At 42.1% G+C, this 22,442-nt stretch carries 21 protein-coding genes and 1 other annotated feature; of the genes, 9 read left to right on the plus strand and 12 right to left on the minus strand.

Annotated elements, in window-relative coordinates; all coding sequences use genetic code 11:
• Positions 1 to 61: 61 nt before the first annotated feature.
• Positions 62 to 1,018, minus strand: coding sequence for an iron chelate uptake ABC transporter family permease subunit (locus tag E7T07_RS01405; RefSeq protein ID WP_135709154.1), 957 nt, complete (start codon positions 1,016 to 1,018; stop codon positions 62 to 64).
• Positions 1,011 to 1,967, minus strand: coding sequence for an ABC transporter permease (locus tag E7T07_RS01410; RefSeq protein WP_135709155.1), 957 nt, complete (start codon positions 1,965 to 1,967; stop codon positions 1,011 to 1,013). The genes E7T07_RS01405 and E7T07_RS01410 overlap by 8 nt, the downstream gene beginning before the upstream one ends.
• A gap of 186 nt (positions 1,968 to 2,153) precedes the next feature.
• On the opposite strand from E7T07_RS01410, the gene E7T07_RS01415 reads away from it, so the two are divergent.
• From E7T07_RS01415 to E7T07_RS01430, 4 genes are all read left to right on the plus strand, one after another.
• Positions 2,154 to 4,115, plus strand: a complete 1,962-nt coding sequence (locus E7T07_RS01415) for a TonB-dependent receptor domain-containing protein (RefSeq protein ID WP_246046066.1) — start codon at positions 2,154 to 2,156, stop codon at positions 4,113 to 4,115.
• Between the two features lie 201 nt (positions 4,116 to 4,316).
• A complete protein-coding gene (gene exbB / locus E7T07_RS01420; RefSeq protein WP_135709156.1) occupies positions 4,317 to 4,772 on the plus strand; it encodes a TonB-system energizer ExbB in 456 nt (151 codons plus the stop codon).
• Between the two features lie 9 nt (positions 4,773 to 4,781).
• A complete protein-coding gene (gene exbD, locus E7T07_RS01425) occupies positions 4,782 to 5,168 on the plus strand; it encodes a TonB system transport protein ExbD (protein ID WP_135709157.1) in 387 nt (128 codons plus the stop codon).
• Position 5,169: 1 nt separating this feature from the next.
• Positions 5,170 to 5,940, plus strand: coding sequence for an energy transducer TonB (locus E7T07_RS01430; RefSeq protein WP_135709158.1), 771 nt, complete (start codon positions 5,170 to 5,172; stop codon positions 5,938 to 5,940).
• A gap of 81 nt (positions 5,941 to 6,021) precedes the next feature.
• On the opposite strand, the gene mreD is transcribed toward E7T07_RS01430, so the two are convergent.
• The 5 genes from mreD to E7T07_RS01455 all read right to left on the minus strand — a co-directional run bounded on the left by mreD (position 6,022) and on the right by E7T07_RS01455 (position 12,426).
• A complete protein-coding gene (gene mreD, locus E7T07_RS01435) occupies positions 6,022 to 6,513 on the minus strand; it encodes a rod shape-determining protein MreD (RefSeq protein WP_135709159.1) in 492 nt (163 codons plus the stop codon).
• Positions 6,513 to 7,562: a rod shape-determining protein MreC gene (gene mreC, locus E7T07_RS01440; protein WP_135709160.1), complete on the minus strand. Its 1,050-nt coding sequence runs from the start codon at positions 7,560 to 7,562 to the stop codon at positions 6,513 to 6,515. The genes mreD and mreC overlap by 1 nt, the downstream gene beginning before the upstream one ends.
• Positions 7,563 to 7,638: 76 nt before the next feature.
• Complete coding sequence (locus tag E7T07_RS01445; RefSeq protein WP_135709161.1) at positions 7,639 to 8,688, minus strand: rod shape-determining protein; 1,050 nt, start codon at positions 8,686 to 8,688, stop codon at positions 7,639 to 7,641.
• A 161-nt stretch (positions 8,689 to 8,849) separates the two neighbouring features.
• On the minus strand, positions 8,850 to 11,315 hold the full coding sequence (gene torA / locus E7T07_RS01450; protein WP_135709162.1) for a trimethylamine-N-oxide reductase TorA: 2,466 nt from the start codon (positions 11,313 to 11,315) through the stop codon (positions 8,850 to 8,852).
• A 10-nt stretch (positions 11,316 to 11,325) separates the two neighbouring features.
• Complete coding sequence (locus E7T07_RS01455; protein ID WP_135709163.1) at positions 11,326 to 12,426, minus strand: NapC/NirT family cytochrome c; 1,101 nt, start codon at positions 12,424 to 12,426, stop codon at positions 11,326 to 11,328.
• A gap of 236 nt (positions 12,427 to 12,662) precedes the next feature.
• Between E7T07_RS01455 and infA the strand changes: the two genes are divergently transcribed.
• A complete protein-coding gene (gene infA / locus E7T07_RS01460) occupies positions 12,663 to 12,881 on the plus strand; it encodes a translation initiation factor IF-1 (protein ID WP_135709164.1) in 219 nt (72 codons plus the stop codon).
• Between the two features lie 60 nt (positions 12,882 to 12,941).
• Here the strand turns inward: infA and dusC are convergent, their stop codons facing one another.
• From dusC to E7T07_RS01485, 5 genes are all read right to left on the minus strand, one after another.
• Entirely contained in the window at positions 12,942 to 13,877 is a 936-nt protein-coding gene (gene dusC, locus E7T07_RS01465) for a tRNA dihydrouridine(16) synthase DusC (protein ID WP_135709165.1), read from the minus strand.
• The gene (djlA, locus tag E7T07_RS01470) at positions 13,877 to 14,761 is read right to left on the minus strand and encodes a co-chaperone DjlA (protein ID WP_135709166.1); all 885 of its coding nucleotides are present in this window, start codon (positions 14,759 to 14,761) and stop codon (positions 13,877 to 13,879) included. Before djlA ends, dusC begins: the two co-directional genes overlap by 1 nt.
• 122 nt (positions 14,762 to 14,883) lie before the next feature.
• Complete coding sequence (gene deoD, locus E7T07_RS01475) at positions 14,884 to 15,600, minus strand: purine-nucleoside phosphorylase (protein WP_135709167.1); 717 nt, start codon at positions 15,598 to 15,600, stop codon at positions 14,884 to 14,886.
• Positions 15,601 to 15,652: 52 nt separating this feature from the next.
• On the minus strand, positions 15,653 to 16,840 hold the full coding sequence (locus tag E7T07_RS01480) for a phosphopentomutase (protein WP_135709168.1): 1,188 nt from the start codon (positions 16,838 to 16,840) through the stop codon (positions 15,653 to 15,655).
• A 100-nt stretch (positions 16,841 to 16,940) separates the two neighbouring features.
• Entirely contained in the window at positions 16,941 to 18,206 is a 1,266-nt protein-coding gene (locus E7T07_RS01485; protein ID WP_135709169.1) for a NupC/NupG family nucleoside CNT transporter, read from the minus strand.
• A gap of 136 nt (positions 18,207 to 18,342) precedes the next feature.
• On the opposite strand from E7T07_RS01485, the gene yczE reads away from it, so the two are divergent.
• From yczE to hisG, 4 genes are all read left to right on the plus strand, one after another.
• Positions 18,343 to 18,978, plus strand: a complete 636-nt coding sequence (yczE, locus tag E7T07_RS01490; RefSeq protein WP_135709170.1) for a membrane protein YczE — start codon at positions 18,343 to 18,345, stop codon at positions 18,976 to 18,978.
• A 55-nt stretch (positions 18,979 to 19,033) separates the two neighbouring features.
• Positions 19,034 to 20,287, plus strand: coding sequence for a tryptophan permease (mtr, locus tag E7T07_RS01495; protein WP_135709171.1), 1,254 nt, complete (start codon positions 19,034 to 19,036; stop codon positions 20,285 to 20,287).
• A gap of 1 nt (position 20,288) precedes the next feature.
• Positions 20,289 to 21,038: a class I SAM-dependent methyltransferase gene (locus E7T07_RS01500; protein WP_135709172.1), complete on the plus strand. Its 750-nt coding sequence runs from the start codon at positions 20,289 to 20,291 to the stop codon at positions 21,036 to 21,038.
• A gap of 146 nt (positions 21,039 to 21,184) precedes the next feature.
• Positions 21,185 to 21,308: a sequence feature (His leader region), on the plus strand.
• A 34-nt stretch (positions 21,309 to 21,342) separates the two neighbouring features.
• Complete coding sequence (gene hisG, locus E7T07_RS01505) at positions 21,343 to 22,242, plus strand: ATP phosphoribosyltransferase (RefSeq protein WP_135709173.1); 900 nt, start codon at positions 21,343 to 21,345, stop codon at positions 22,240 to 22,242.
• Positions 22,243 to 22,442 lie beyond the last annotated feature (200 nt).

Consider the following 22,442-nt stretch of genomic DNA (forward strand, 5'->3'; position numbering starts at 1 on the left):
GAAACAAAATTATATTCTAGTTGATGAGTACTTCTTTTTTTGTTGCACTTGGATTGTAAATTCAGCTCGTTTTTAACAGCAGGAAAATAAAATATACGCCACCCACAAAATTGATAATAATGCTTAATGTGGTATTAAAAGCAAAAACTTGGGTGACAAGGGTTTGTCCGATAATTAGGGTGATTATCGATAAACACATTGCCGCAGGAATGAGCCATTTGTGTTTATAGGTTGGCATAAATTCAAAGGTTAAATTCATAATCAGCAAGCCTAAGAACGTCATGGGGCCCACAAGTGCGGTGGAAACGGACATCAAAATTGCCACAATAATTAATAAATGTTTAGTGACTTTGGCATAATCCACGCCCAAATTAATCGCCTGTTCACGCCCTAACGCGAGAACATCAAAGTATCGCCAATAGCGTACACTGAGAATAATCGTCAGCAATAAAATCCCCAAGGCGAACCATAAAATCCCTAAATTCATTCGGTTAAAGCTGGCAAAGCCAATGTCTTGCGCAATTTGGAATTCGTTGGGATCGATTAGCACTTCCATAAAGGTTGTCAGGCTTTGGAACAAGGTGCCAAACACAATGCCCACTAAAAGCAAGAAAAAGAGATTTTGTTGCTCTTGTTTAAACATCACTTGATACAAACCCAGGGCAAATAATACCATCACGCCTGTACTGCCAAAGAACATGACAACGGGATCAATGGAATTGAGCGTTGTTGATCCAAAGAGAAAAAGGATGATGATTTGAATAAACAAATACAGGCTATCTAAGCCTAAAATGCTTGGCGTTAAAATTCGATTGTTCGCGATAGTTTGGAAAATCATCGTGGCAAGCGCAATGGCTGAACCGGTCACCATCATTGCGGTTAAGCTTAAAGCGCGATGATGTAAGGCGTATTGCCAGCGATTAGGCAAGTTATAAGCGAGATAAAATGCCATTGCCATAAGGCTAATAATCACTAACAGTGCTAATTTTTGTTTGTGGTTAAAGGCTATTTTATGCATAACGGTACCTTCTCAATAACAAAGCTAAGAAGATTGCGCTACCAAAAACGCCAACAACAACATTAATGGCAATTTCGTAAGGATAAATCACCAAACGTCCTAAAATATCACAACACAATACAAATATTGCGCCTAAAAGTGCGGTGTGTGATAAGACCTTTTTTAAGTTGTCGCCTAAGTAAAGGGTTACTAAATTAGGAATAATCAGTCCTAAAAAGGGAATGACGCCCACGGAAATAATGATAATACTAGAGACCACGGACACAATCACTAAGCCTAAATAGAGTACGTGTTTATAATTTAAGCCTAGATTCGTGGCAAAATCTTGCCCCATTCCCACAATGGAAAAACGTTGGGCAAATAAATAGGCAATGACTAACATCGGTAAACTCACATAGAGCAATTCATAACGTCCTGCCATAATGAGCGAAAAATCCCCTTGTAACCAACCTGAAAGGTTTTGCAACAGATCTTCTTTGTAAGCAATAAAAGCGGTAATTGAGCTGATGATATTGCCGAACATAATGCCAACCAAGGGGACGAAAATACTGTCTTTCACCTTGAGTTTTCCCAAAATTGTCATAAAGATCAGCGTACCGATGAAAGAAACGACAATAGCGATGCCGGTTTTTAACAGCATATTGGTGGAAGGGAAGAGTAAAATCGCGATTAAAATCCCCAATTTTGCGCTGTCCATCGTGCCTGCGGTCGTTGGCGAAACAAATCGATTACGGCTTAATTGTTGCATCACCAACCCGCAAATGCTTAACGCCGATCCTGCAATTAAAATGCTGATTAACCGCGGTAAGCGGCTTATGGTCAGCATTTCCCATTGTTGACTGTCTAACGCCAGAAGTCCCTGAATATTGACCGCACTTACCCCGATAAATAAGGAAATCAGGGAAAGCAACAGCAATAAAAGAAGCAAATAACAGCGTTGAAATAGCATTAAAAACCTTGTAAATGATTTTGAGAATAATTCTTATATTCAGACTAACACAGAAATTTTATTGAAACAAATAAAAATTGAGGGGATTTTTTTTCAGAAAAATTTTTTAGAAAACGGTTGACAGAAAGGTATTTTTACAAATAATAACAATTCTCAATTGCACTGAGTTCAAAAAGAAGGAACCTAATGATGAAAAAAATCAAGAAAATGCCACTGGCGTTGTTACCATTGAGTGTTTTTGTGGCACTCAATACACAGGCGGCGGAACAATTGGATACCATTGATGTGGTTAGTGACAATATTGCACCACAAGCGGCAAATATTGATGCCAAAGGGGTAACCAAAGTTCGTCAAGCCACCAAAATGTCTGATGTTATTCGCGGTATTCCGGGGGTAAACGTGAATGGCGCACGTTCAAATGTGGAACGTTATAACATTCGTGGTGTGAGTGAAGAATATTTGACTGTTACCGTTGATGGTGCGCGCCAAAATGGTTATGCTTTCCATCATAACGGCAACTATGGGATCGATCCTGAAATTCTTAAACGTGTCGATATTGACGTTGGCTCAAACTCGGTGGTGGCCGGTGCTGGTTCATTGGGTGGTTCTATCAAATTTGAAACGGTCGATGCTTCGGATATGCTAGAAGAAGGACAAAATTTTGGCGGTAAAGTCAAATATGCTTATGGCTCAAATGGCGACTCAAACCAAGGAATGGGGATGTTATATGGGCGTGCCAATGATTTAGAATTATTAGGTTATTTCAACTATCGTCATCAGGAAAATGGCAAAGATGGCAATGGCTTAGAAAATGAAAACAAAGGTCATCTGCAAAATTATCTTTTCAAAGCCAAATACAATATTGGCAAAGATCATTGGGTTAAAGCTTCCGCGGAACGTTATCGCAATATTGCTTATAACTGTTTCCGTGCCAATATGGCAATGTGTTTAGGCGATGTGCCGGCACCAGGGGAGCGCGGTTACAATCAAGCCAGTCATGGCAAAGCCTATGCAGGGTTGACCCGTAAAACTTATACCTTAAGCTATGGTTATAATCCTGAAGAAAATCAATGGGTTGATATCAAAGCTAATGTGTACAATACAGAAACTGTTTCAGAATCGATGAATTCTGAACAAACCAAAGTGCGCACTGTAGGCGGAACTTTATCCAATACATCACGCTTTGAATTAGGCAAAACAAACCACGAAATTTTATTCGGTGGTGAATATTACAATACCAAATCACAAGCGCTTAATGCGCCGGCAAATGCTTATGTGGCGAATTTAACCAGTACTTCTGTTTATTTGGAAGATCGAATTGCCCTTGGTAATTTAATGATTACACCCGGGCTTCGCTATGACCATTACAATGCGGATTTAGCCGCTAACTTTGATAAAACCTATCGCCGCGTTTCTAAAGCCTTAGGGTTAAAATATTCAGTGACGGATAATTTAATGCTCTTTGCCAACTACACTGAATTATTCAAAGGCCCTGATGCAGGCGAAATTTATTTACGTGGTACGCGAGCTTATTCTGCTAACTTAGACGCAACGCGTGGCGATAATAAAGAAATCGGATTTAGCTATGCACAAGACGGTGTATTTGCGGATGTTGATGGGTTATCACTCACGGCTAAATATTTCCACACCAATTATGACAACATCAGTCGTTCGGTAAGTGCAGGTCGTGGTCGCGGTAGTGTTTACCAAAATATTGGTGAAGTGGTGTTAAAAGGGGGTGAAGCCTCGGCTAAATACCGTTATGACAATTTTGCCGCTTCAGTAACTTATGCTCGCGCACGTAGTGAACAAAAAGCCACAGGTTATTATGCCTTCCCTGATACAGGCGATCGTTATACTTTCGCCTTAAACTACTACATTCCTGATACCCAATTGGATTTAGGCTGGAAAACCATGTATGTACGAGAAGTTAATTTACCTGCGGTAGAACAAACTATTCGTGAAAGTTATGCAGTTAGTGATGTTTATGTATCTTGGTCACCTAAACAAATCAAAGGCTTAGAGTTAACTGCCGGTGTGGATAACATTTTCAACAAAGCTTATATGGATCACAGTACGCAATATTATGGTTCTGTTGATTTAGATCCAGGTCGTAACTACAAATTAAGCGTTGCTTATAAATTCTAGTTTAATGAGAGTGGGCAATGGGGAGATTGTTGACCTATTGCCCACTTTTTCATTATTTTCCACCGCACTTTTGCTCTATATCGTAAAACCCTTATTTTGTTTGTTTACCTCATTTCTTGAGTTTGATACAATTCAAAACCTAATTGAAAGTAATTCTCAATTATATTCGGAAGCGATTTTTACTTATATAAAAGGTGTCCTATGCCAGCATTATTTCAATTTCTCAAAGACTATAGCGATTACATTATCATCGGCTTATTAGGTATTATGAGCTTTATTATGGTGTGTTTTGTGATTGAACGTTTCATTTTTCTCAGCCGTATTAAAGTGCAAACCTATAGCAATATTCACGAATTAGACATCGATCTCAATCGCCATCTCACCATTATTTCAACCATTGGTGCCAATGCGCCTTATGTCGGCTTATTAGGCACGGTCGTTGGGATTTTATTAACCTTCTTCGATTTAGGCAATTCCGCAGGTGACATTGACGCTGCGGCAATTATGTTGCATTTATCCCTTGCGTTAAAAGCCACTGCGGTGGGGATTTTAGTGGCAATTCCATCTATGGTGTTTTACAGCGCGCTAGGGCGAAAAGTTGAAGTGCAACGCTTAAAATGGAAAGCATTAAATAGCAGCAAAAATATTGGCGCATAGAGGTAGGGTATGAAAAAGTTTGATGAAATTAACATCATTCCTTTTATCGACATTATGCTGGTTTTGCTCGCGATCGTGTTGATTACGGCATCTTTTATTTCGCAAGGTAAAATTCAGGTGAATGTCCCAAAAGCATCACAAACGGTCGCCTTTAAATCTGATGACTTAGCTAAATTGTTGACGGTCACCCATGACGGGAAATATTTCTTCAACGATAAACCCATTGAAAAGGCGGCGTTAGAGCAAGAAATTGCCACTTGGAATAAAGATCAGAAAGTGACCTTAAAAGTCGATGCGGAAGCCTCTTTTCAGGATTTTGTGTCGATTACAGATTTAATGGCAAAAAATGAGATTAAAAATGTTGCCATTGTGGCAATGAAAGAGAAAGGCAAATAGCATGAAAAGTCATTTGCGTTTGGGTTTTTTGGGATCGCTTTTCTTTCATGTTGGCTTAATTGCCTTGTTGTGGTTTGCTTTCAAAGAAGACAAATCAGCGAATGGCATTACCGCAGATGAAATTTCCACGAATATTTCTATGGAAATGTTAATGGCAACGCGGGTTGAAGCTGAGCCAACCCCTGAGCCAGCGAAAGCCGTGGAACCTGAGAAAAAAGAGACGGTGGCGGATCCGACAAAACCGGTAGAAAAATTGAAAGAAAAGGAAAAAGAAAAGCTTAAGCCAAAAGAGAAACCGAAAGAACCGCCGAAAGAAAAGGCAAAACCGAAAGTACCGGAAAATAAAATAATGGCTAAAACCGAGCCTAATCCCAATGCGGTCGTTGCGGCTAAAGCTCAAGCGGGAAATGCCAATGTTAATTCACAAGCAACGGCATTATCCAAATCCGCGAACACCAATGCCAATATGGCAGGTAGCGGCACGAATACGTCCGAAATTGCGGCTTATAAAGCGAAATTACACCGCGAAATTGAGCGTCATAAAAAATATTCTCAGCGGGCAAGGATGATGAGGCTGCAAGGTGTGGTGACGATTGCGTTTAATCTGGGGGCGGATGGTTCATTGAACAATGCGCGTGTATTGAAATCATCGGGAAAAGAAGAATTGGATAATTCAGCACTTAATGCGGTGAATTCCGCGCAATCTGTTGGCGCAAGACCGGCAGGAATGAGCGATACCTTGAGTGTGCCTATCAGTTTTGTGATTCGTTAGTTTTATCTTGAGAAAAAGCGCGGTCAAAATTCAGTGAGTTTTGACCGCGCTTTTGTCTATTACACCTTTTGTGTTGGTGAATTAAATATTAATCCCTAACTGACGTTGGATGCGGCGTAGCAGTAAGAATAGCCAAGGCCATAATGCCCCACTGATGATTGCACCCAAAATCTCTTGTCCGTTGAAGGTGGCGGTATGAATACAGAGTTCAACGATAAAAATGACAATGCGCAATATAAATACCATGACGATCATTAAGAGACTTTGCGTCCACAGAGACAAATTGGCAAAAATTTGGTTATAACGCGCGAGTGTGTAAGCGAAAAGGGATAACACTAAAGCATGTACACCCAAAATCGAACCGATGGCGACATCCCATAACATCCCTAGTATAAATGCAGTGCCGACATTAATTTGTGTCGGTAAGGCAAGAATCCAAGTGGCTAATATAAGTGCTAACCAAGCGGGTTTTAAGGCTTGCAATCCTGCCGGCCAAGGTGCAATTTCAAGCACGAGGGCAATAATAAACGTGGTGCATAATCCTAAAAATTGGATAAAAAATCGTCCGTTCATTAGTCTTCTTCTCTATGTTCTTTGAGTTCAGGATCAACCTGATTATCGTTGTTATTCATTTCAGGTAAATTGTCCGGCGATGGGGTGTCATCCGTGCCGGGCGGATTTTGATTTTCTTCATTCATGATTAACGCCTTTTTGGTATCAATCCCTTTTTCCTGATTGGCTAAACGTTGTTGCACAGTGGAACGCACTTCTTCAGGGGAACTCGCTTTGGCGCGGTGCATATCTTCATTTGCCCAAATTAAGAGTACATAACGTAAACGTTCCAAGGATGCCAGCGGTTTTGCGGTGATAGTGGCAAAATAATTTGCGCCGTCTCGAGAGACATTTTCAACAACGGCAACAGGGTAGCCTTCGGGAAAGCGACCGCCTAGCCCTGAAGTGACCAGTAAATCGCCTTTTTCAATATCCACTGAACGAGGCACGTTGTCTAAGGAAAGTTCATCAGGACGACCCGTACCGCTCGCAATCATACGCACATCATTGCGCAATACTTGCACAGGAATGGCGTGGGTGACATCGGTAAGCAATAATACACGGCTGGTTTGCTCGCCAACGGAAATGATTTGCCCGATAACCCCTTTTTCATCAATCACAGGTTGTCCTACATAGGCACCATCATTCACACCTTGATTAATCACGACTTGCTGGCGATAACGATCGGTTTCTGCGGTGAGAATTTCAGCGATTTTTTTATATTCATCGGTGCGTAATGGCGAATTGAGTAGCAAACGCAAACGTTGATTTTCGACTTTTAATTGATCAAGCAATAAGAGATCGGCGTTCTTTTCACGTAACTGATCTTTTAATACCTTATTTTCAATCTGTAATTTATTGGTATCTACAAGATTTTCCGAGACATTATCTAACACAGAACGCGGTGAATTGGCGAGATAATAGAGACTGCCAATTGCAGTTTCCATGACACTACGTACACGGATCATGGCATTGGTTTGTCCATCAGAGAGAATTAGCGCAATGGATGCGATAATCGCAAGAAATAAACGTAAACCTAACGGGGGAACTTTACTAAAAATCGGTTTCATTGAGTGAAAAATATCGAAATAAATAAACGAAAAGTGCGGTCAGATTTTACCGCACTTTGATTATGTTTGCTTAAAATTAGTCGTCACTAAAAATATCTGAACCGTACTTGTCAATCATCTCAAGGGTTTCACCACCACCACGAGCAACACAAGTTAATGGATCTTCAGCAATCACGACAGGCACACCGGATTCTTTGGCAAGTAAAATATCGATATTGCGTAATAATGCACCGCCACCGGTTAATACCATACCGTGTTCATAAATATCTGCTGCATGTTCAGGTTTACATTCTTCCAGTGCGGTACGCATTGCGGTGATAATACCTTCCAACGGCTGTTGAATAGCTTCTAAAATATCACGAGACGTGAGTTTAAATGCACGTGGCACACCTTCCGCTAAATTAGAACCATACACTTCCATTTCACGCACTTCACCTTCATCTTGGATGTAAGCGGTACCAATTTCTTGCTTAATATGTTCTGCGGTGGCTTCACCAATTAAGGAACCAAAGGTACGGCGAACATAGGCGATAATCGCTTCGTCAAATTTGTCACCACCGATACGAACCGATGAAGAATAAGCTACCCCATTGAGTGCGATAACCGCGATTTCTGTTGTACCGCCACCAATATCAATAACCATGGAACCTGTTGGAGTTGAAACAGGCAATTTCGCACCAATGGCTGCGGCCATCGGTTCAACAATTAAATGCACTTCGCGTGCGCCTGCGCCAAATGCCGACTCTTTAATAGCACGGCGTTCAACTTGTGTTGCACCGGCCGGTACGCAGATAACCACACGTGGGCTAGGACGCAAAAAGTTTCCGCTATGTACTTGCTTGATGAAGTGTTGCAACATTTTTTCAGTGACAGAGAAATCTGCAATCACGCCATCTTTCATTGGGCGAATGGCTGTGATGTTGTTGGATGTACGACCCAGCATCAATTTTGCGTCTTTACCGACTGCCGCAATACTTTTATTGCCATTACGACCTTGACGAATTGCCACCACAGAGGGTTCATCAAGCACAATACCTTGACCTTTCACGTAAATCAGCGTATTCGCTGTACCTAAGTCGATAGAAAGATCGTTAGAAAATAATCCACGAATTTTTTTAAATAACATAAGTGTTCCGTTCTCAAAATTTGCCCAAATTAGACAGTCAAAAAATCGTGCATAATGTATCAAAAAATGTGCTTGCTTTACAGTGATTTTTGAATGTTCAATCTAAAAATTGAAAAAAATAACCGCACTTTAGCTTAAGTGCGGTCAAAAATGAGCCTATTTTATGCCGACTGTTTAGGTTGTTCAAACACAGTCACGCGTGGCGCGTTACCCTGGAATTTTTCCACTTGCACAATACAAGTATTCGGTGAATTCCCTTGCGCCAGTTTTGAAGTGCCTTCATCGCGGGTTAATACATTCGGGCAACCGTTTTTACACAATGGCTTTTCCGATTCACCAAGATCTAACGGATCGTACCAAGCCCCTTCGTGTAAAGCGATAGTGCCTTTGATAATGCCATCTGTAACCACGGCACCCGCTAAAACCTGACCGCGTGGGCTTTCAATACGCACAATATCCCCATTCTCAATACCGCGAGCGTTAGCATCTTCGGGATGAATTAACACAGGTTCACGATCATTGACAGCGTATTTTTGGCGTAATGAAGTGTGTGCTAGTTGGCTGTGAAGGCGATAATATGGATGTGGTGTAACCAAAGCAAGTGGATATTCTGCCGTCACGTTACCCGCAAATTCTTCAGGTTCCATCCAACTTGGATAGCCTTTACAGTCATCATAATTCATTTTGGCTACAACATCTGAATAAATCTCGATTTTACCCGATGGTGTACCTAGTGGATTAAGCAATGGGTCATTGCGGAATTGCTCATAACGCACCCATTTTTTTGCCGGTTCTGTCGCTTCAAAAGTCAGAGGTTTATTTTCTGCCCAGAATTGTTCAAATTTAGGCATCACGATGCGATTGTTACGTGCTGCAGTAAATGCAACTTGATAAAACTCTTTAAGCCACAGCATTTCTGTTTTACCTTCGGTGAATTGGTCTTCTACACCGGCACGTTTGGCAAGTTCTGCAAAAATATCATAATCGTTACGGGCTTCAAATTGTGGCGGCACGACTTGTTTCATCGGATAGATATTCATCATTGAATAATCGCCTGACATGGTTAAGTCGTTACGCTCGTAGCTCGTTGTGGCAGGAAGTACAATATCTGCCATACGAGCTGTTGCAGTCCAGTTTACTTCATTAACGATAATGGTATCAGGTTTTTGCCATGCTTTTACCATTTGGTTTGTGTCTTGGTGATGGCTATATGGGTTTCCTCCCGCCCAATAAATGACTTTAATGTCAGGATAAGTGATTTCTGTACCATTGTATTGAATCGTTTTTCCAGGATTGAGTAAGGCGTCTGTTAAACGCGCGACAGGGAATGAGAATTTTGATGTCTCATCAAGCCATGTTTTTTCACCGGCAGCAACAGATGGGTTTGCTGTAATTGAACCTAACACACCACCTTTCACAGTTGGAACACCACCATTTGAATAATGATAACTTAAACCAAAACCACCACCAGGTAAGCCAATTTGTCCTAACATTGAAGCTAACGTAACGAGCATCCAATGAGTTTGTTCACCATGGCGTTGGCGTTGCATACCCCAACCGCCCATGAGCATTGTGCGTTTATTAGAAAAATCGTTTGCTAATGTTTGAATGATCTCAACCGGTACACCACAAATTTTACTTGCCCATTCCGCCGTTTTAGGTTGACCATCGGTTTTACCGAGCAAATAGTCTTCAAATTTTGCATAACCTGACGTATATTTTTTCAAGAATGCTTTGTCGTGTTTGTCTTGACGAACCAACTCATGGGCAATACCAAGCATTAACGGTACATCAGTTGCCGTATTGATAGGTACCCATTCAGCCCCTAAGAATTCGCATGTTTCACTACGAACGGGGTCAATACAAATAATGCGTTTACCTGTGTCTTTGAATTTTTTGAAATACTCAATGCCTTTTTGGTCTGTAGATGTCCAAGCTATACGCATAGTTGTAATTGGGTTTGCGCCCCATAATACAATGGTATCGGTACTTTCAAGAATCACTTCCCAGCTTGTTTGTTGTTCGTACACTTCAATTGTACCCAACACATGTGGCATGATAACTTGTGCAGCACCTGTTGAATAGTCGCCTTTTGTACCAACAAAACCACCTGTCACATTTAAATATCTATGCAATAGAGTACGTGCTGCGTGCAAAGCACCCGAGCTATACCAACCATAAGAGCCAGCGAAAATACCGCTAGCACCATGTTTTTCACGGACGCGTTTCATTTCATTGGCAACCAGATCCAGTGCTTGCTCCCAAGATACACGAACCCATTCATCACGTCCGCGTAAAGTACGGTCAGAATTTCCTGCTAAATAACCTTTGCGTACCATAGGGTATTTAATACGCGTTTCGCTGTAAAGTTGGTCTGCCACCACACTTTGTAATTCATTAACAACAGAAGGTTCAATAGCGGGTCCTGATTTCACAACCTTACCATTCTCAACAACAACACCAAGAGGTCCCCAGTGTGCTGCAGTGACAATAGTCTTAGAGTCCACCGCACTTTCAGCCTTTGCAAAGGCTGCTGTTAGTGAGCCACCAGTTAATGTTACACCCGCTACGCCTAGTGATGAATTCTTTAGAAATTCACGGCGTTTTGCATTAATTTTTTCACTCATAGCTCGCTCCTTATTTCATATCTTTTGCATTGCGTTGAAGATAAATTGTCAACGCACGAACTTGTTCATCTGTCATTGATGTGCGATCTTTCATTGAATTAACAACACCAATCCATTGATTTGCGGTGTAATGATCCGCACTAATTGGTGCGTGACAGCCACTACAGTGGGTTTGATTTAGATTTTGTCCGAACACATTTAATGCGTTTAAATCTGCGCTAATATCCGCTTTAGCTAGGTTGATATCAAAGGCGACTTGTTTCCAGTCAGAATCTGTCACTTCATCATGCACCGTTTTAACCGTCGTTACATTGGCTTTCGCATCTTCATCTAATACTGCAACAGTAATACGTTTGCCAAGATCCATATAGACTAAGCTTTCTGCACCAACTTGTTGCCAGCCTTGAATCGTGGCATTAATTTTATCGCTGTTTTCTTTCCAATTATTGAGTTCAGCAAATGGCATTAATCGTGCTTCGCCACCTTTAATAACTTGCGCAGTACTGATTGCCAATGTATAGAGTGTTTTATCTGTGGTTGCAAATTGACCGCTGTGTTTTGCTAACTCGTTTGCACCGGCTGCGTTGTCCGTAGTTTCAGGTAAAAAATGGACAAGCCCTTTATGACAGTCAATACAGGTTTGTCCGTTTGCTTTCGCATTTGTATGGGATTGCTGAGCTAACTCTGTTTGTTCAGAGAGTTCCATGGCATCAAGGCTATGACAAGAACGACAGGTCATTGAATCATTTTCTTTCATTTCATCCCAAACACGCTGTGCCATTTCGGCGCGATGCGCTTCATAAGCAGCTTTGTCGGGTAATTTATTTGTCATGGTGTACCATAGGTCTTTCAGTGCGGTCACTTTTGCTTTCAAATAGTGCGTACCATCTTGTGGAACATGGCAATCCGCACATTCTGCACGAATACCTTTTGCGTTAGAAAAATGGCTGGAACCTTCCCATTCGGCACGTGGATGTTCCATGGAATGGCAACTAACACAGAATTCAGGACTGTTAGTTGCTTTAAGAATTTGTTGTCCGCCCCATAGCGCGACTGCACCTAAAACAACAAGTACTAAGCTACCAACGATAGGCAGTTTACGTTTTGACATAATTTTCTCCCACAACACCAATGGTGTATAAAAACATAATAGAAAAGTGTTAACTCATTATAGTTAAACTCTGCGTATAACAACATGAAAATTGTAAGAATAAAACAAGTAAGTTCATATATTTTGATTTCGATCATATTTTTTTATTAGCACAAATTACTTTGCGGAACCTTGTTAAGAGAGTATAATCAGCACGTTTTTTTGAACTTATTTTAATTACAAAGGATTTATAGCGAATGGCTAAAGAAGATTGCATTGAAATGCAAGGCACAATTTTGGAAACCTTGCCAAATACTATGTTCCGTGTTGAGCTGGAAAATGGTCACGTATTGACCGCACATATTTCAGGTAAAATGCGTAAAAACTATATTCGTATTTTAACCGGCGATAAAGTGACAGTTGAAATGACCCCTTATGATTTAAGCAAAGGTCGTATCGTGTTCCGCGCGCGTTAATGGTATTTTGACTAAATGCAGAAAATCCCGAAGTAAATTCAATGTTTCGGGATTTTTCTTTTATGGGAAGGATAACAGCTTTTCACGTAATTCATCGGCATCATGACAAGCCTTAATATGGGCAAAAAGTGCGGTGGCATTATCGTATTCTTTTTTGAGATAATGTAGCCATTGCTTGATCCGTGCCACATGATAAAAACCGCTATCATGGCTATTTTCCATTTGTGCGTATTGGCGTAGCATGACCATCACTGCGTCCCAGGGCATTTTGTCCGCATTGTCTTTAATGACATAGCTTAAATTCGGAATATTTAACGCACCGCGCCCTATCATTAAATCATCACAGCCGGTCATTTCACGGCATTTTTGCCCATCTTGCCAATGCCAAATTTCACCATTTGCAATCACAGGAATGTGTAAGGTTGAGCGTACTTTGCCAATTTGTTCCCAATTAATTCGATCAGCACGATAACCGTCCATTTTGGTACGACCATGAATAGTGATTTCAGTGGCACCGCCTTGTTGCACTGCGTCCGCAATTTCAAAGGCTTGAGAAATATCATCCCAACCTAACCGCACTTTTACGCTGACAGGTTGCTCTTTAGGAACGGCTTGACGTAAAGCACAAGTTGCGTGGTAAATTAATTCAGGATCTTTTAATAAGCTGGCACCACCGTTACTGCCATTCACGGTTTTGGAGGGACAACCGCAATTCAGATCAATACCATGGGAGCCTAATTCAATGGCGCGAACAGCATTTTCCGCGAGCCATTGGGGATATTGCCCCAATAATTGAACGCGCACAGGCGTACCTGATGAAGTTAAGCCACCTTGTTGTAATTCAGGGGCTAAACGGTAGAACACTTTTGTGGGAAGCAATTGATCCACGACACGAACAAATTCTGAAATACAGAGATCGTAGTGGTTGATTTCGGTGAGAAGTTGGCGCACTAAGGGATCCAGTACGCCTTGCATCGGAGCGAGAATAACGCGCATTACCAACCTTTCGCTTTACAAATTAAATCATAAGCCGCTTGAATTTGTTGCGCTTTCTCTTTTGCCATTTCCATCATTTCAGGCGGCAGGCCTTTTGAAACCAATTTATCAGGGTGATTTTCATTCATTAAGCGGCGATAAGCGCGTTTAACCGTTTGTTTGTCATCACTGGCAGAAACCCCCAGCACTTTGTAAGCATCTTCCACCGTTGGTCCCGAAGCCTGACGGTAACCGCCATAGTTATTTTGTTGTTGATAACCATGGTGTTGGTAATTGCCTTGCTGATATTGTTGATACTGCTGATAGGCTTGTTGGTAAAAGTTGCCACTTGAAAACTGGCGGCGAGCCACTTCCATTGCGATCATTTGTTCAAATTGGAAAGCCGAAATACCCAATTCTTCCGCCACAACACGTAAGATTTCTAATTCCGCATTGTGTAAATGATCGTCTGAAAAAGCGGCTTGGAATTGAACGCTTAGGAACATACGCAATAAATCTGCCCGCTGCCCACAGCCTAAACGAAATTCGCGAATCACCTGGCGAATAGGGAAATCCGCTTCTTTACCGCGCGTAAAGGCTTCTTGCGCTAATTTACGGTTCGCAGTGTCAAGATGAAGTTGTTCCATTAAATTGTTGGCAAGGGCAATATCATCTTCGGTAATACGCCCTTTGGCTTTGCTTAAATGCCCTAGCACCGCAAAGGTGGTTTGCATAAAGAGCGATTGACGTGTGAGTTTTCTGTGGAAAAAAGACGAGTTAACACTGCCTAACTCATAGAGTTTTTTATCAACCCAATGCCCGGCAATGGCGCCGATAATCGCACCAAATAAACCGCCCCAGCGGAAACCGAGAAAGAAACCAAAAAGCTTACCAATAAAATTCATGCTGTCCCCCAGCCATATGTCGGAAAATGGAAATAGTTTAGCGCATTAGATTGGGATGAAAAAGGGAAGTTCAAGAAAAGTGCGGTGAAAAATTTGGGATTTTTAACCGCATTTCAGATTAATTAGGCGTTATCGCCAAGTAATACGCTTTCCAGCGCAATTTCAATCATATCATTAAAGGTTAATTGGCGTTCTTCCGCGGTGGTTTGTTCACCGGTGCGGATATGGTCTGAAACGGTGCAGATTGTCAACGCTTGTGCGCCAAATTCAGCGGCAACGCCGTAAATTCCGGCCGCTTCCATTTCCACACCAAGAATTCCATATTTTTCCATCACATCAAACATTTCTACATCCGGCGTATAGAATAAATCGGCGGAGAATAAATTACCTACGCGAACGGCAACGCCTTTATTTTTAGCCGCTTGAACAGCCGCTTGTGTAAGCTCAAAATCCGCGATCGCCGCGAAATCGTTATCTTTAAAACGTGTACGGTTAACTTTGCTGTCGGTACAAGCACCTAAGCCAATGATTACATCGCGTACGTGAACATCTTGACGAACCGCACCACAAGAACCTACGCGGATAATTTTTTTCACGCCATATTCTGTAATCAATTCTTTGGCATAGATTGAGCAAGATGGAATACCCATACCGTGTCCCATGACTGAAATACGGCGACCTTTGTAAGTTCCCGTATAACCAAACATGTTGCGAACGTTGGTGACTTGTTCCGCATTTTCTAAAAAGGTTTCAGCAATATATTTTGCACGAAGGGGATCGCCCGGCATAAGAACCGCATCGGCAAATGCACCTGCCGGTGCGTTAATATGTGGAGTCATAATATGTTCCTTTTAGTGAGAGAAGCGGTGGAAGAACCGCTTCAGATTGAGATTAAATAATGGATTTTCCGTATTCCATCGGCGAAAGACCAAAATGGCCGGCAATGGTTTGACCAATATCGGCAAAGGTTTCGCGCGCGCCTAGAAATTGGGTTGGTACTTGTTTACCGTACATTAAAACAGGGATATTTTCGCGGGTATGATCTGAACCCGCCCAAGTTGGATCACAACCGTGGTCAGCGGTAAAGAAAAGCAAATCCCCATCTTGCATTAGCGCAAATAATTCAGGCAAACGGCTATCGAAATACTCTAAACCTTTGGCATAACCTGCCACATCGCGGCGATGTCCAAAGTCGGCATCAAAGTTTACAAAGTTGGTGAAAACAATGCTATTTTCGCCCGCACTTTTTACTTCTTCAAGGGTTTTATCGAATAATTCTTCTAAGCCTGTGGCTTTGACTTTTTTGCTGATGCCGGTATGGGCATAAATATCGGCAATTTTGCCCACGGAAATCACCGTACCATTTTTTTCTTCAATCAGTTTTTGTAATATGGTTTGTGCTGGTGGCTCAACCGAATAATCGCGGCGGTTGCCGGTTCGCTTGAATTCACCGGCTTTGGTTCCCACAAAAGGACGCGCGATAACTCGACCAATGTTGTAATCTTCCAATTCAGCACGCACCAATTCGCAAAGTGCGTAAAGTTTGTCTAAACCAAAGGTTTCTTCGTGGGCGGCAATTTGGAATACGGAGTCGGCTGAGGTATAGAAAATCGGTAAACCTGTTCTCATATGTTCTTCGCCGAGTTCATCCAAAATGACGGTGCCAGAGGAATGGCAGTTGCCAAGATAACCTTTGATGCCTGATTTTTCTACGATGCGATCTAAAAGATCTTGTGGAAAGCTATTTTGTTTCTCAGGAAATAATCCCCAATCAAATAAAACCGGTACGCCAGCGATTTCCCAGTGTCCTGATGTAGTGTCTTTGCCCGATGAAATTTCTTTGGCAAAGGCATAGCCACCGATTAAGTGCGGTTGATTTTGGAAGGATTTTGGTAGTTCGCCACAAGATTGTTGTGCCGCTAAACCGAGGCCAAGGCTTTCAAGATGAGGGAGTTTAAGTGGAGATTGATGTTCAGCAATATGCCCAAGGGTGTTTGCCCCTTCGTCACCAAATTTTGCTGCGTCTTTGGCACCACCGATACCGAAAGAGTCGAGCATCATAATAAATACACGTTTCATGGTTATTCCTTACGTTGCAATACGCAAACGTTTAACATGTTCAAATACGACAAAACCACGGACGAACCGTGGTTTTGAATGTCGCGAGTATAGCACAAATTTAGGCCAAAGCGATACCGCTTAATCCAATAAATAAGCCTGCAATGGTTGCGCTCATTAGGTTCGCAAGCGAACCGGCAATCACGGCTTTAATGCCTAAGCGCGCAATATCGCCACGGCGGTTCGGTGCCATACCGCCTAAACCACCGATTAATACCGCAATTGAGCTGAAGTTTGCGAAACCACATAGGGCGAAAGTGATAATGGCTTTAGTTTTATCTGTTAATTGCACCGCACTTTCAGGGCCTAAATATTTTGAGAATTCAAAGTAGCCGACAAATTCATTGATGGCAAGTTTTGTTCCGATCATTTGACCGGCAATATGCGCTTCTTCCCAAGGCACACCAATTACCCAAGCCAGTGGTTTGAAAATCCAACCGAAAATCATACCAAGCGAAAGTTCAGGCATATCAAACCAACCGCCGATACCGCCTAAAATACCGTTTAGTAAGGCAATTAATGCCACGAATGCAATCATCATCGCGCCCACATTTAAGGCAAGTTGTAAACCTGATGACGCACCGGCTGCTGCCGCATCAAGCATATTAGAGGGTTGTTCAAATTCGACTTTAGTAAAATCATCATTAAATTGTTCTGTTTGTGGAACCAAAATTTTAGCGAAAAGTAAACCAGCCGGCGCGGCCATAAATGAAGCGGCGATTAAATAGGTTAACGGTACACCCATTCCGGCATAACCAGCTAAAACTGAGCCGGCGATAGAGGCTAAACCGCCCGCCATTACCGCAAATAGTTCAGATTCCGTCATTTTGCTGATATAAGGCTTAACGACCAACGGTGCTTCTGTTTGACCAACGAAAATATTTGCTGCCGCAGACATGGATTCCGCTTTTGAAGTACCGAGTAATTTTTGTAAACCACCGCCGATAATACGGATAACCCATTGCATTACGCCGATGTAGTAAAGAAGAGAAATAAGAGCAGAAAAGAAAACAATAGCAGGTAAAACACGAACAGCGAAAATAAAACCATCACCCCCCATGACTTCAAAAATTTTGTCGCCGGCTAACCCGCCGAACACAAATTTTGTCCCTTCTGCGCCATAATTTAAAATGCTTTGCACCCCTTCAGCGAGCCATTTCAACGCATCGCGTCCCATTGGCACATATAAAATAAGCGCGCCAAAAATAAGTTGGATGGCAAAGGCACCAATGACCGTGCGGTAGTTAATGGCTTTGCGGTTAGTGGATAATAAAAAGGCGATTGCTAATAAAACCACAATCCCCAAGATACTGATTAATGTTTCCATAAGATGTCCTCTAGGTTTTGACGGCGCGAATTTTACCTTTTTTTAGCTGATTTGGCTATAAGTTATAGCAAGACGATCGTTTTGTTTTGAAAAATATTTGGGTATTATTATCTCGAAGTAATACAAAAGGATAGTTATGTCAAAATACGCCGTTTTACCTAAAACCCCTTGGACTGCTACATCGCTTTGGTCTTTTGAACCCCGTTCGTTGATGGTGCTTCTTTTGACCTTTATCGGCGTTGGATTAGGGGAAGGGTTGCTTTTATTATCGGATTTAGGCTCTGCCCCTTGGACGATTTTATCTCAAGGTTTAGCCCTTCAAATGGGGGTAAGTGTCGGCTGGACGTCCTTTATTATCAGTTTAGTGGTGATGTTATTTTGGCTTCCTTTACGCTTGCGCCCGGGTATTGGAACCCTGCTCAACGTTGCTGTTATCGCCTTTTTTCTTGGGCTTACCGTTAAAATGATTCCCGTTCCCACCGCACTTTTTACTCGTTGGCTGTATGCCTTGGTGGGGATTCTTTTTTTGGGTATTGGAACCGCGTTTTATCTTACTTGTCATCAAGGCGCAGGGCCGCGTGACGGTTTAATGGTGGGGCTTTGCCAACGATTTCATTGGAAAATCGGTATTGTACGTACCAGCATTGAAGTGTTGGTTTGCTTGCTAGGCTTCTTACTTGGCGGTACTTTGGGGTTAGGCACGCTGGTTTTTGCCCTTTCTATCGGTTGGGTTGTTCAACTTACCTTGATTTTTATCCGCACTTTCGCTTGATATTTGTCTGCTTGTACTACTATAATAGTACAAAACTTCAAGCGGAGATTTCTCTATGAACAAAAAACATCCATCTTTATTGGGCGGTATTATGATTATCGCAGGTGGCACCATTGGTGCCGGGATGCTGGCTAACCCGATTTCAACCTCAGGCGTCTGGTTTATTGGCTCTATTCTTATCCTAATCTATACTTGGTTTTGTATGATGTCTTCAGGGCTAATGCTATTGGAAGCCAATTTGCATTATCCGACAGGTGCGAGTTTTGACACCATCGTAAAAGATTTATTAGGTAAAGGTTGGAACGCCTTAAATGGCTTGTCCTTGGCATTTGTGCTTTACATCTTAACCTATGCCTACATTACGTCAGGTGGCGGAATTACGGAAGGTTTTATCAATCAATTACTGAGTTCCCCTGAAAGTGTGGTAGAAATCGGGCGTACTTCAGGTTCCTTGATCTTCGCCATTCTTTTAGCCGCCTTTGTTTGGTTTTCCACCAAAGCCGTGGATCGTTTTAGTACTGTATTAATCGCTGGAATGGTGATTTCTTTCGTATTATCCATTAGCGGGCTGGTTTCATCCGTTAAATCGGAGATTTTGTTTGATTCCCTAGCGCAAGAAAATACCGAATATTTACCTTATGCTTTAGCCGCCTTACCCGTTTGCTTGGTTTCCTTTGGCTTTCATCAAAACGTACCGAGCTTGGTAAAATATTACCATCGTGATGCGTCCAAAGTAGTGAAATCGGTCTTTATTGGTACAGCCATTGCCCTTGGCATTTATATGTTGTGGCAATTGGCGATTCAAGGAAATTTACCGCGTGCGGCATTCGGTCCTGTGATTGAAAAAGGGGGCGATATTGCAGCATTACTTAATACCTTAAGTGCTACGCTAGAAACGGATTATATCGCGGTTGCCCTAAAATTCTTCGCTTATATGGCCATCGCCAGCTCATTTTTAGGCGTAACGCTGGGGTTATTTGATTACATCGCAGATTTATTTAACTTTGATGACAGCAAATTAGGACGCACCAAAACGGCGCTTGTGGTCTTTTTGCCACCGCTCATTTTAAGCCTAGAATATCCTTATGGCTTTGTGCTCGCCATTGGCTATGCAGGACTTGCGGCAACCATTTGGGCGGCAATCGTCCCCGCTTTGCTTGCCAAAGCCTGTCGTCAAAAATTTCCGGAACGTCAATACACCGCTTTCGGTGGCAATGGGATGGTGTATTTTGTGATTTTATTTGGTGTATTAAACATCCTTGCTCAATTAGCGGCACAATTCGGTTGGTTACCTGAATTTAAAGGTTAAGATGAAAAAATCAGTTTACGATTCGGAAAACTTTTTTGAACTTTATCAAAAGTTACGCGCGAACCCGATTAGCCTGAATAACATTGTGGAAAAGCCCACAATGTTATCCTTATTGCCTGATTTAAAAGGAAAAAAACTGTTGGACTTAGGCTGTGGAACGGGCGAACACTTGGCTTTATATCTTGAGCATGGGGCAGATTTTGTGGTGGGGATGGATTTGTCGGAAGCGATGTTAACGCAAGCCGCGCAAAATCTTTCCCAAAAACGACCGCGCTTTTCGTTGTATCAGTCGTCAATGGAACAGCTAAATGCATTGCCCGAAAATGATTTTGATATCATCACGAGTTCCTTTGCGTTTCATTACGTACAAGATTTTCCCAAGTTGCTCGCGGATATTAAAGCAAAATTAAAACCCAATGGAACCTTAGTTTTTTCGCAAGAACATCCTATTGTGACCGCTTACAAGGGCGGTGAACGTTGGGAGAAAAACACGCAAAAAGAACAAGTTGCTTATCGGTTGAATTTTTATCGTGACGAAGGAGAGCGAGATAGAACGTGGTTTAAACAACCCTTTAAAACCTATCACCGCACGACCGCTACGATTATCAATCAGTTAATTGAAGCCGGTTTTCAGATTGAAAAAATGGCAGAACCCATGTTAGCGGAACAACCTGAATGGCATGCTGAATTTAAAGATTTGCAACATCGCCCGGTGTTATTGTTTATCCGTGCAATCTTATATAAAAATTGATATAGCGCAAAAATTTTAATAATTTTAAAAAATATATAAAAAACTGCTTGCAAGAGAGAATAAATTTCCGTATTTTAAAAGCACGCAATCGTTTATATAAATAAATGACATTAAGGAAATACCATGATTTTTAACCGCACTTTTAACCATCATCACCATTTCCCTGAATAATCTTTCGGGCGCGTGGTGCTGTTCGGAAGATAACTTCCGAGAAAGTGCAGGTAATCAAACATCAATCTCTCGGAAGACCACTTTCGAGAGATTTTTTTATATTGAGAATTCAAAAAATTAGAAGGAAAACATTATGACAGATACAAACCGTTTACGCATCGCACTCCAAAAAAAAGGCCGCCTAAGCAAAGACTGTGCCGAGCTACTCAAACAATGTGGGGTAAAAATCAACTGGAATGAGCAACGTTTAATCGCCTATTCTGAAAACTTACCCATCGAAATTTTACGTGTGCGTGATGACGACATTCCGGGTTTGATTTTTGACGGTGTGGTCGATCTCGGCATCATTGGCGAAAACGTGTTGGAGGAAGAAGAACTCGGGCGTTTAGCCACCGGCGAAAGCGTGGAATACAAAAAACTTCGCACCCTTGATTTCGGCGGCTGCCGCTTATCCCTTGCCATTGATCGCGACCGTACTTACAACGGCGTACAAGACTTCAACAACGCCCGTATTGCAACAAGCTACCCGAATTTACTCAAACGCTATATGGCGGAACAAGGCGTGCCATTTAAAAGCACCTTATTAAACGGATCGGTAGAAGTTGCGCCTTCCGCAGGGCTTGCCGATGCTATCTGCGATTTGGTTTCATCAGGCGCAACCCTTGAGGCAAACGGCTTAAAAGAAGTGGAAGTGATCTACAAATCGAAAGCCTGCTTAATTCAACGCCAAGAACCGCTTTCCGCCGAGAAACAAGCCTTAGTGGACAAATTACTTACCCGTATTCAAGGCGTGCAACAAGCTACCGAAAGTAAATACATTATGCTACACGCACCAAAAGAAAAACTCGAAGAAATCACCGCACTTTTACCGGGCGTTGAAAACCCAACCATTTTGCCACTCGCCCACGACAACTCAAAAGTCGCAATGCACGTGGTCAGCCAAGAAAATTTATTCTGGGAAACAATGGAAAAACTCAAAGACATCGGCGCAAGTTCGATTTTGGTGCTGCCGATTGAGAAGATGATGGAGTAGTCTGTTACTTTTCTTTGCGTTGCCAAAGAAAAGTAACCAAAAGAAAGGCAACCCTACTTCGCCTCTGATCTTCGCTTTATTTGAATTTGCTTAACGGAAAAATTTAAAACTCGCTTGCTACGCAAGCTCAAACACTAAATTTTTCCTACAAATTCAAAATCGCTCAGGAGGCTCAGAAGGGAAAACAGAGCCGCAAAGCG

The organism is Actinobacillus porcinus (genome assembly GCF_901764995.1).
Taxonomy (GTDB): Bacteria; Pseudomonadota; Gammaproteobacteria; order Enterobacterales; family Pasteurellaceae; genus Exercitatus; species Exercitatus porcinus.

What these genes read in the sequence shown, in the direction of transcription:
- E7T07_RS01405 (WP_135709154.1), bottom strand. Translation starts at nt 1,018, where the DNA reads ATGCATAAAATAGCCTTTAACCACAAACAAAAATTAGCACTGTTAGTG.
- E7T07_RS01410 (WP_135709155.1), bottom strand. Translation starts at nt 1,967, where the DNA reads ATGCTATTTCAACGCTGTTATTTGCTTCTTTTATTGCTGTTGCTTTCC.
- E7T07_RS01415 (WP_246046066.1), top strand. Translation starts at nt 2,154, where the DNA reads ATGATGAAAAAAATCAAGAAAATGCCACTGGCGTTGTTACCATTGAGT.
- exbB (WP_135709156.1), top strand. Translation starts at nt 4,317, where the DNA reads ATGCCAGCATTATTTCAATTTCTCAAAGACTATAGCGATTACATTATC.
- exbD (WP_135709157.1), top strand. Translation starts at nt 4,782, where the DNA reads ATGAAAAAGTTTGATGAAATTAACATCATTCCTTTTATCGACATTATG.
- E7T07_RS01430 (WP_135709158.1), top strand. Translation starts at nt 5,170, where the DNA reads ATGAAAAGTCATTTGCGTTTGGGTTTTTTGGGATCGCTTTTCTTTCAT.
- mreD (WP_135709159.1), bottom strand. Translation starts at nt 6,513, where the DNA reads ATGAACGGACGATTTTTTATCCAATTTTTAGGATTATGCACCACGTTT.
- mreC (WP_135709160.1), bottom strand. Translation starts at nt 7,562, where the DNA reads ATGAAACCGATTTTTAGTAAAGTTCCCCCGTTAGGTTTACGTTTATTT.
- E7T07_RS01445 (WP_135709161.1), bottom strand. Translation starts at nt 8,688, where the DNA reads ATGTTATTTAAAAAAATTCGTGGATTATTTTCTAACGATCTTTCTATC.
- torA (WP_135709162.1), bottom strand. Translation starts at nt 11,315, where the DNA reads ATGAGTGAAAAAATTAATGCAAAACGCCGTGAATTTCTAAAGAATTCA.
- E7T07_RS01455 (WP_135709163.1), bottom strand. Translation starts at nt 12,426, where the DNA reads ATGTCAAAACGTAAACTGCCTATCGTTGGTAGCTTAGTACTTGTTGTT.
- infA (WP_135709164.1), top strand. Translation starts at nt 12,663, where the DNA reads ATGGCTAAAGAAGATTGCATTGAAATGCAAGGCACAATTTTGGAAACC.
- dusC (WP_135709165.1), bottom strand. Translation starts at nt 13,877, where the DNA reads ATGCGCGTTATTCTCGCTCCGATGCAAGGCGTACTGGATCCCTTAGTG.
- djlA (WP_135709166.1), bottom strand. Translation starts at nt 14,761, where the DNA reads ATGAATTTTATTGGTAAGCTTTTTGGTTTCTTTCTCGGTTTCCGCTGG.
- deoD (WP_135709167.1), bottom strand. Translation starts at nt 15,600, where the DNA reads ATGACTCCACATATTAACGCACCGGCAGGTGCATTTGCCGATGCGGTT.
- E7T07_RS01480 (WP_135709168.1), bottom strand. Translation starts at nt 16,840, where the DNA reads ATGAAACGTGTATTTATTATGATGCTCGACTCTTTCGGTATCGGTGGT.
- E7T07_RS01485 (WP_135709169.1), bottom strand. Translation starts at nt 18,206, where the DNA reads ATGGAAACATTAATCAGTATCTTGGGGATTGTGGTTTTATTAGCAATC.
- yczE (WP_135709170.1), top strand. Translation starts at nt 18,343, where the DNA reads ATGTCAAAATACGCCGTTTTACCTAAAACCCCTTGGACTGCTACATCG.
- mtr (WP_135709171.1), top strand. Translation starts at nt 19,034, where the DNA reads ATGAACAAAAAACATCCATCTTTATTGGGCGGTATTATGATTATCGCA.
- E7T07_RS01500 (WP_135709172.1), top strand. Translation starts at nt 20,289, where the DNA reads ATGAAAAAATCAGTTTACGATTCGGAAAACTTTTTTGAACTTTATCAA.
- hisG (WP_135709173.1), top strand. Translation starts at nt 21,343, where the DNA reads ATGACAGATACAAACCGTTTACGCATCGCACTCCAAAAAAAAGGCCGC.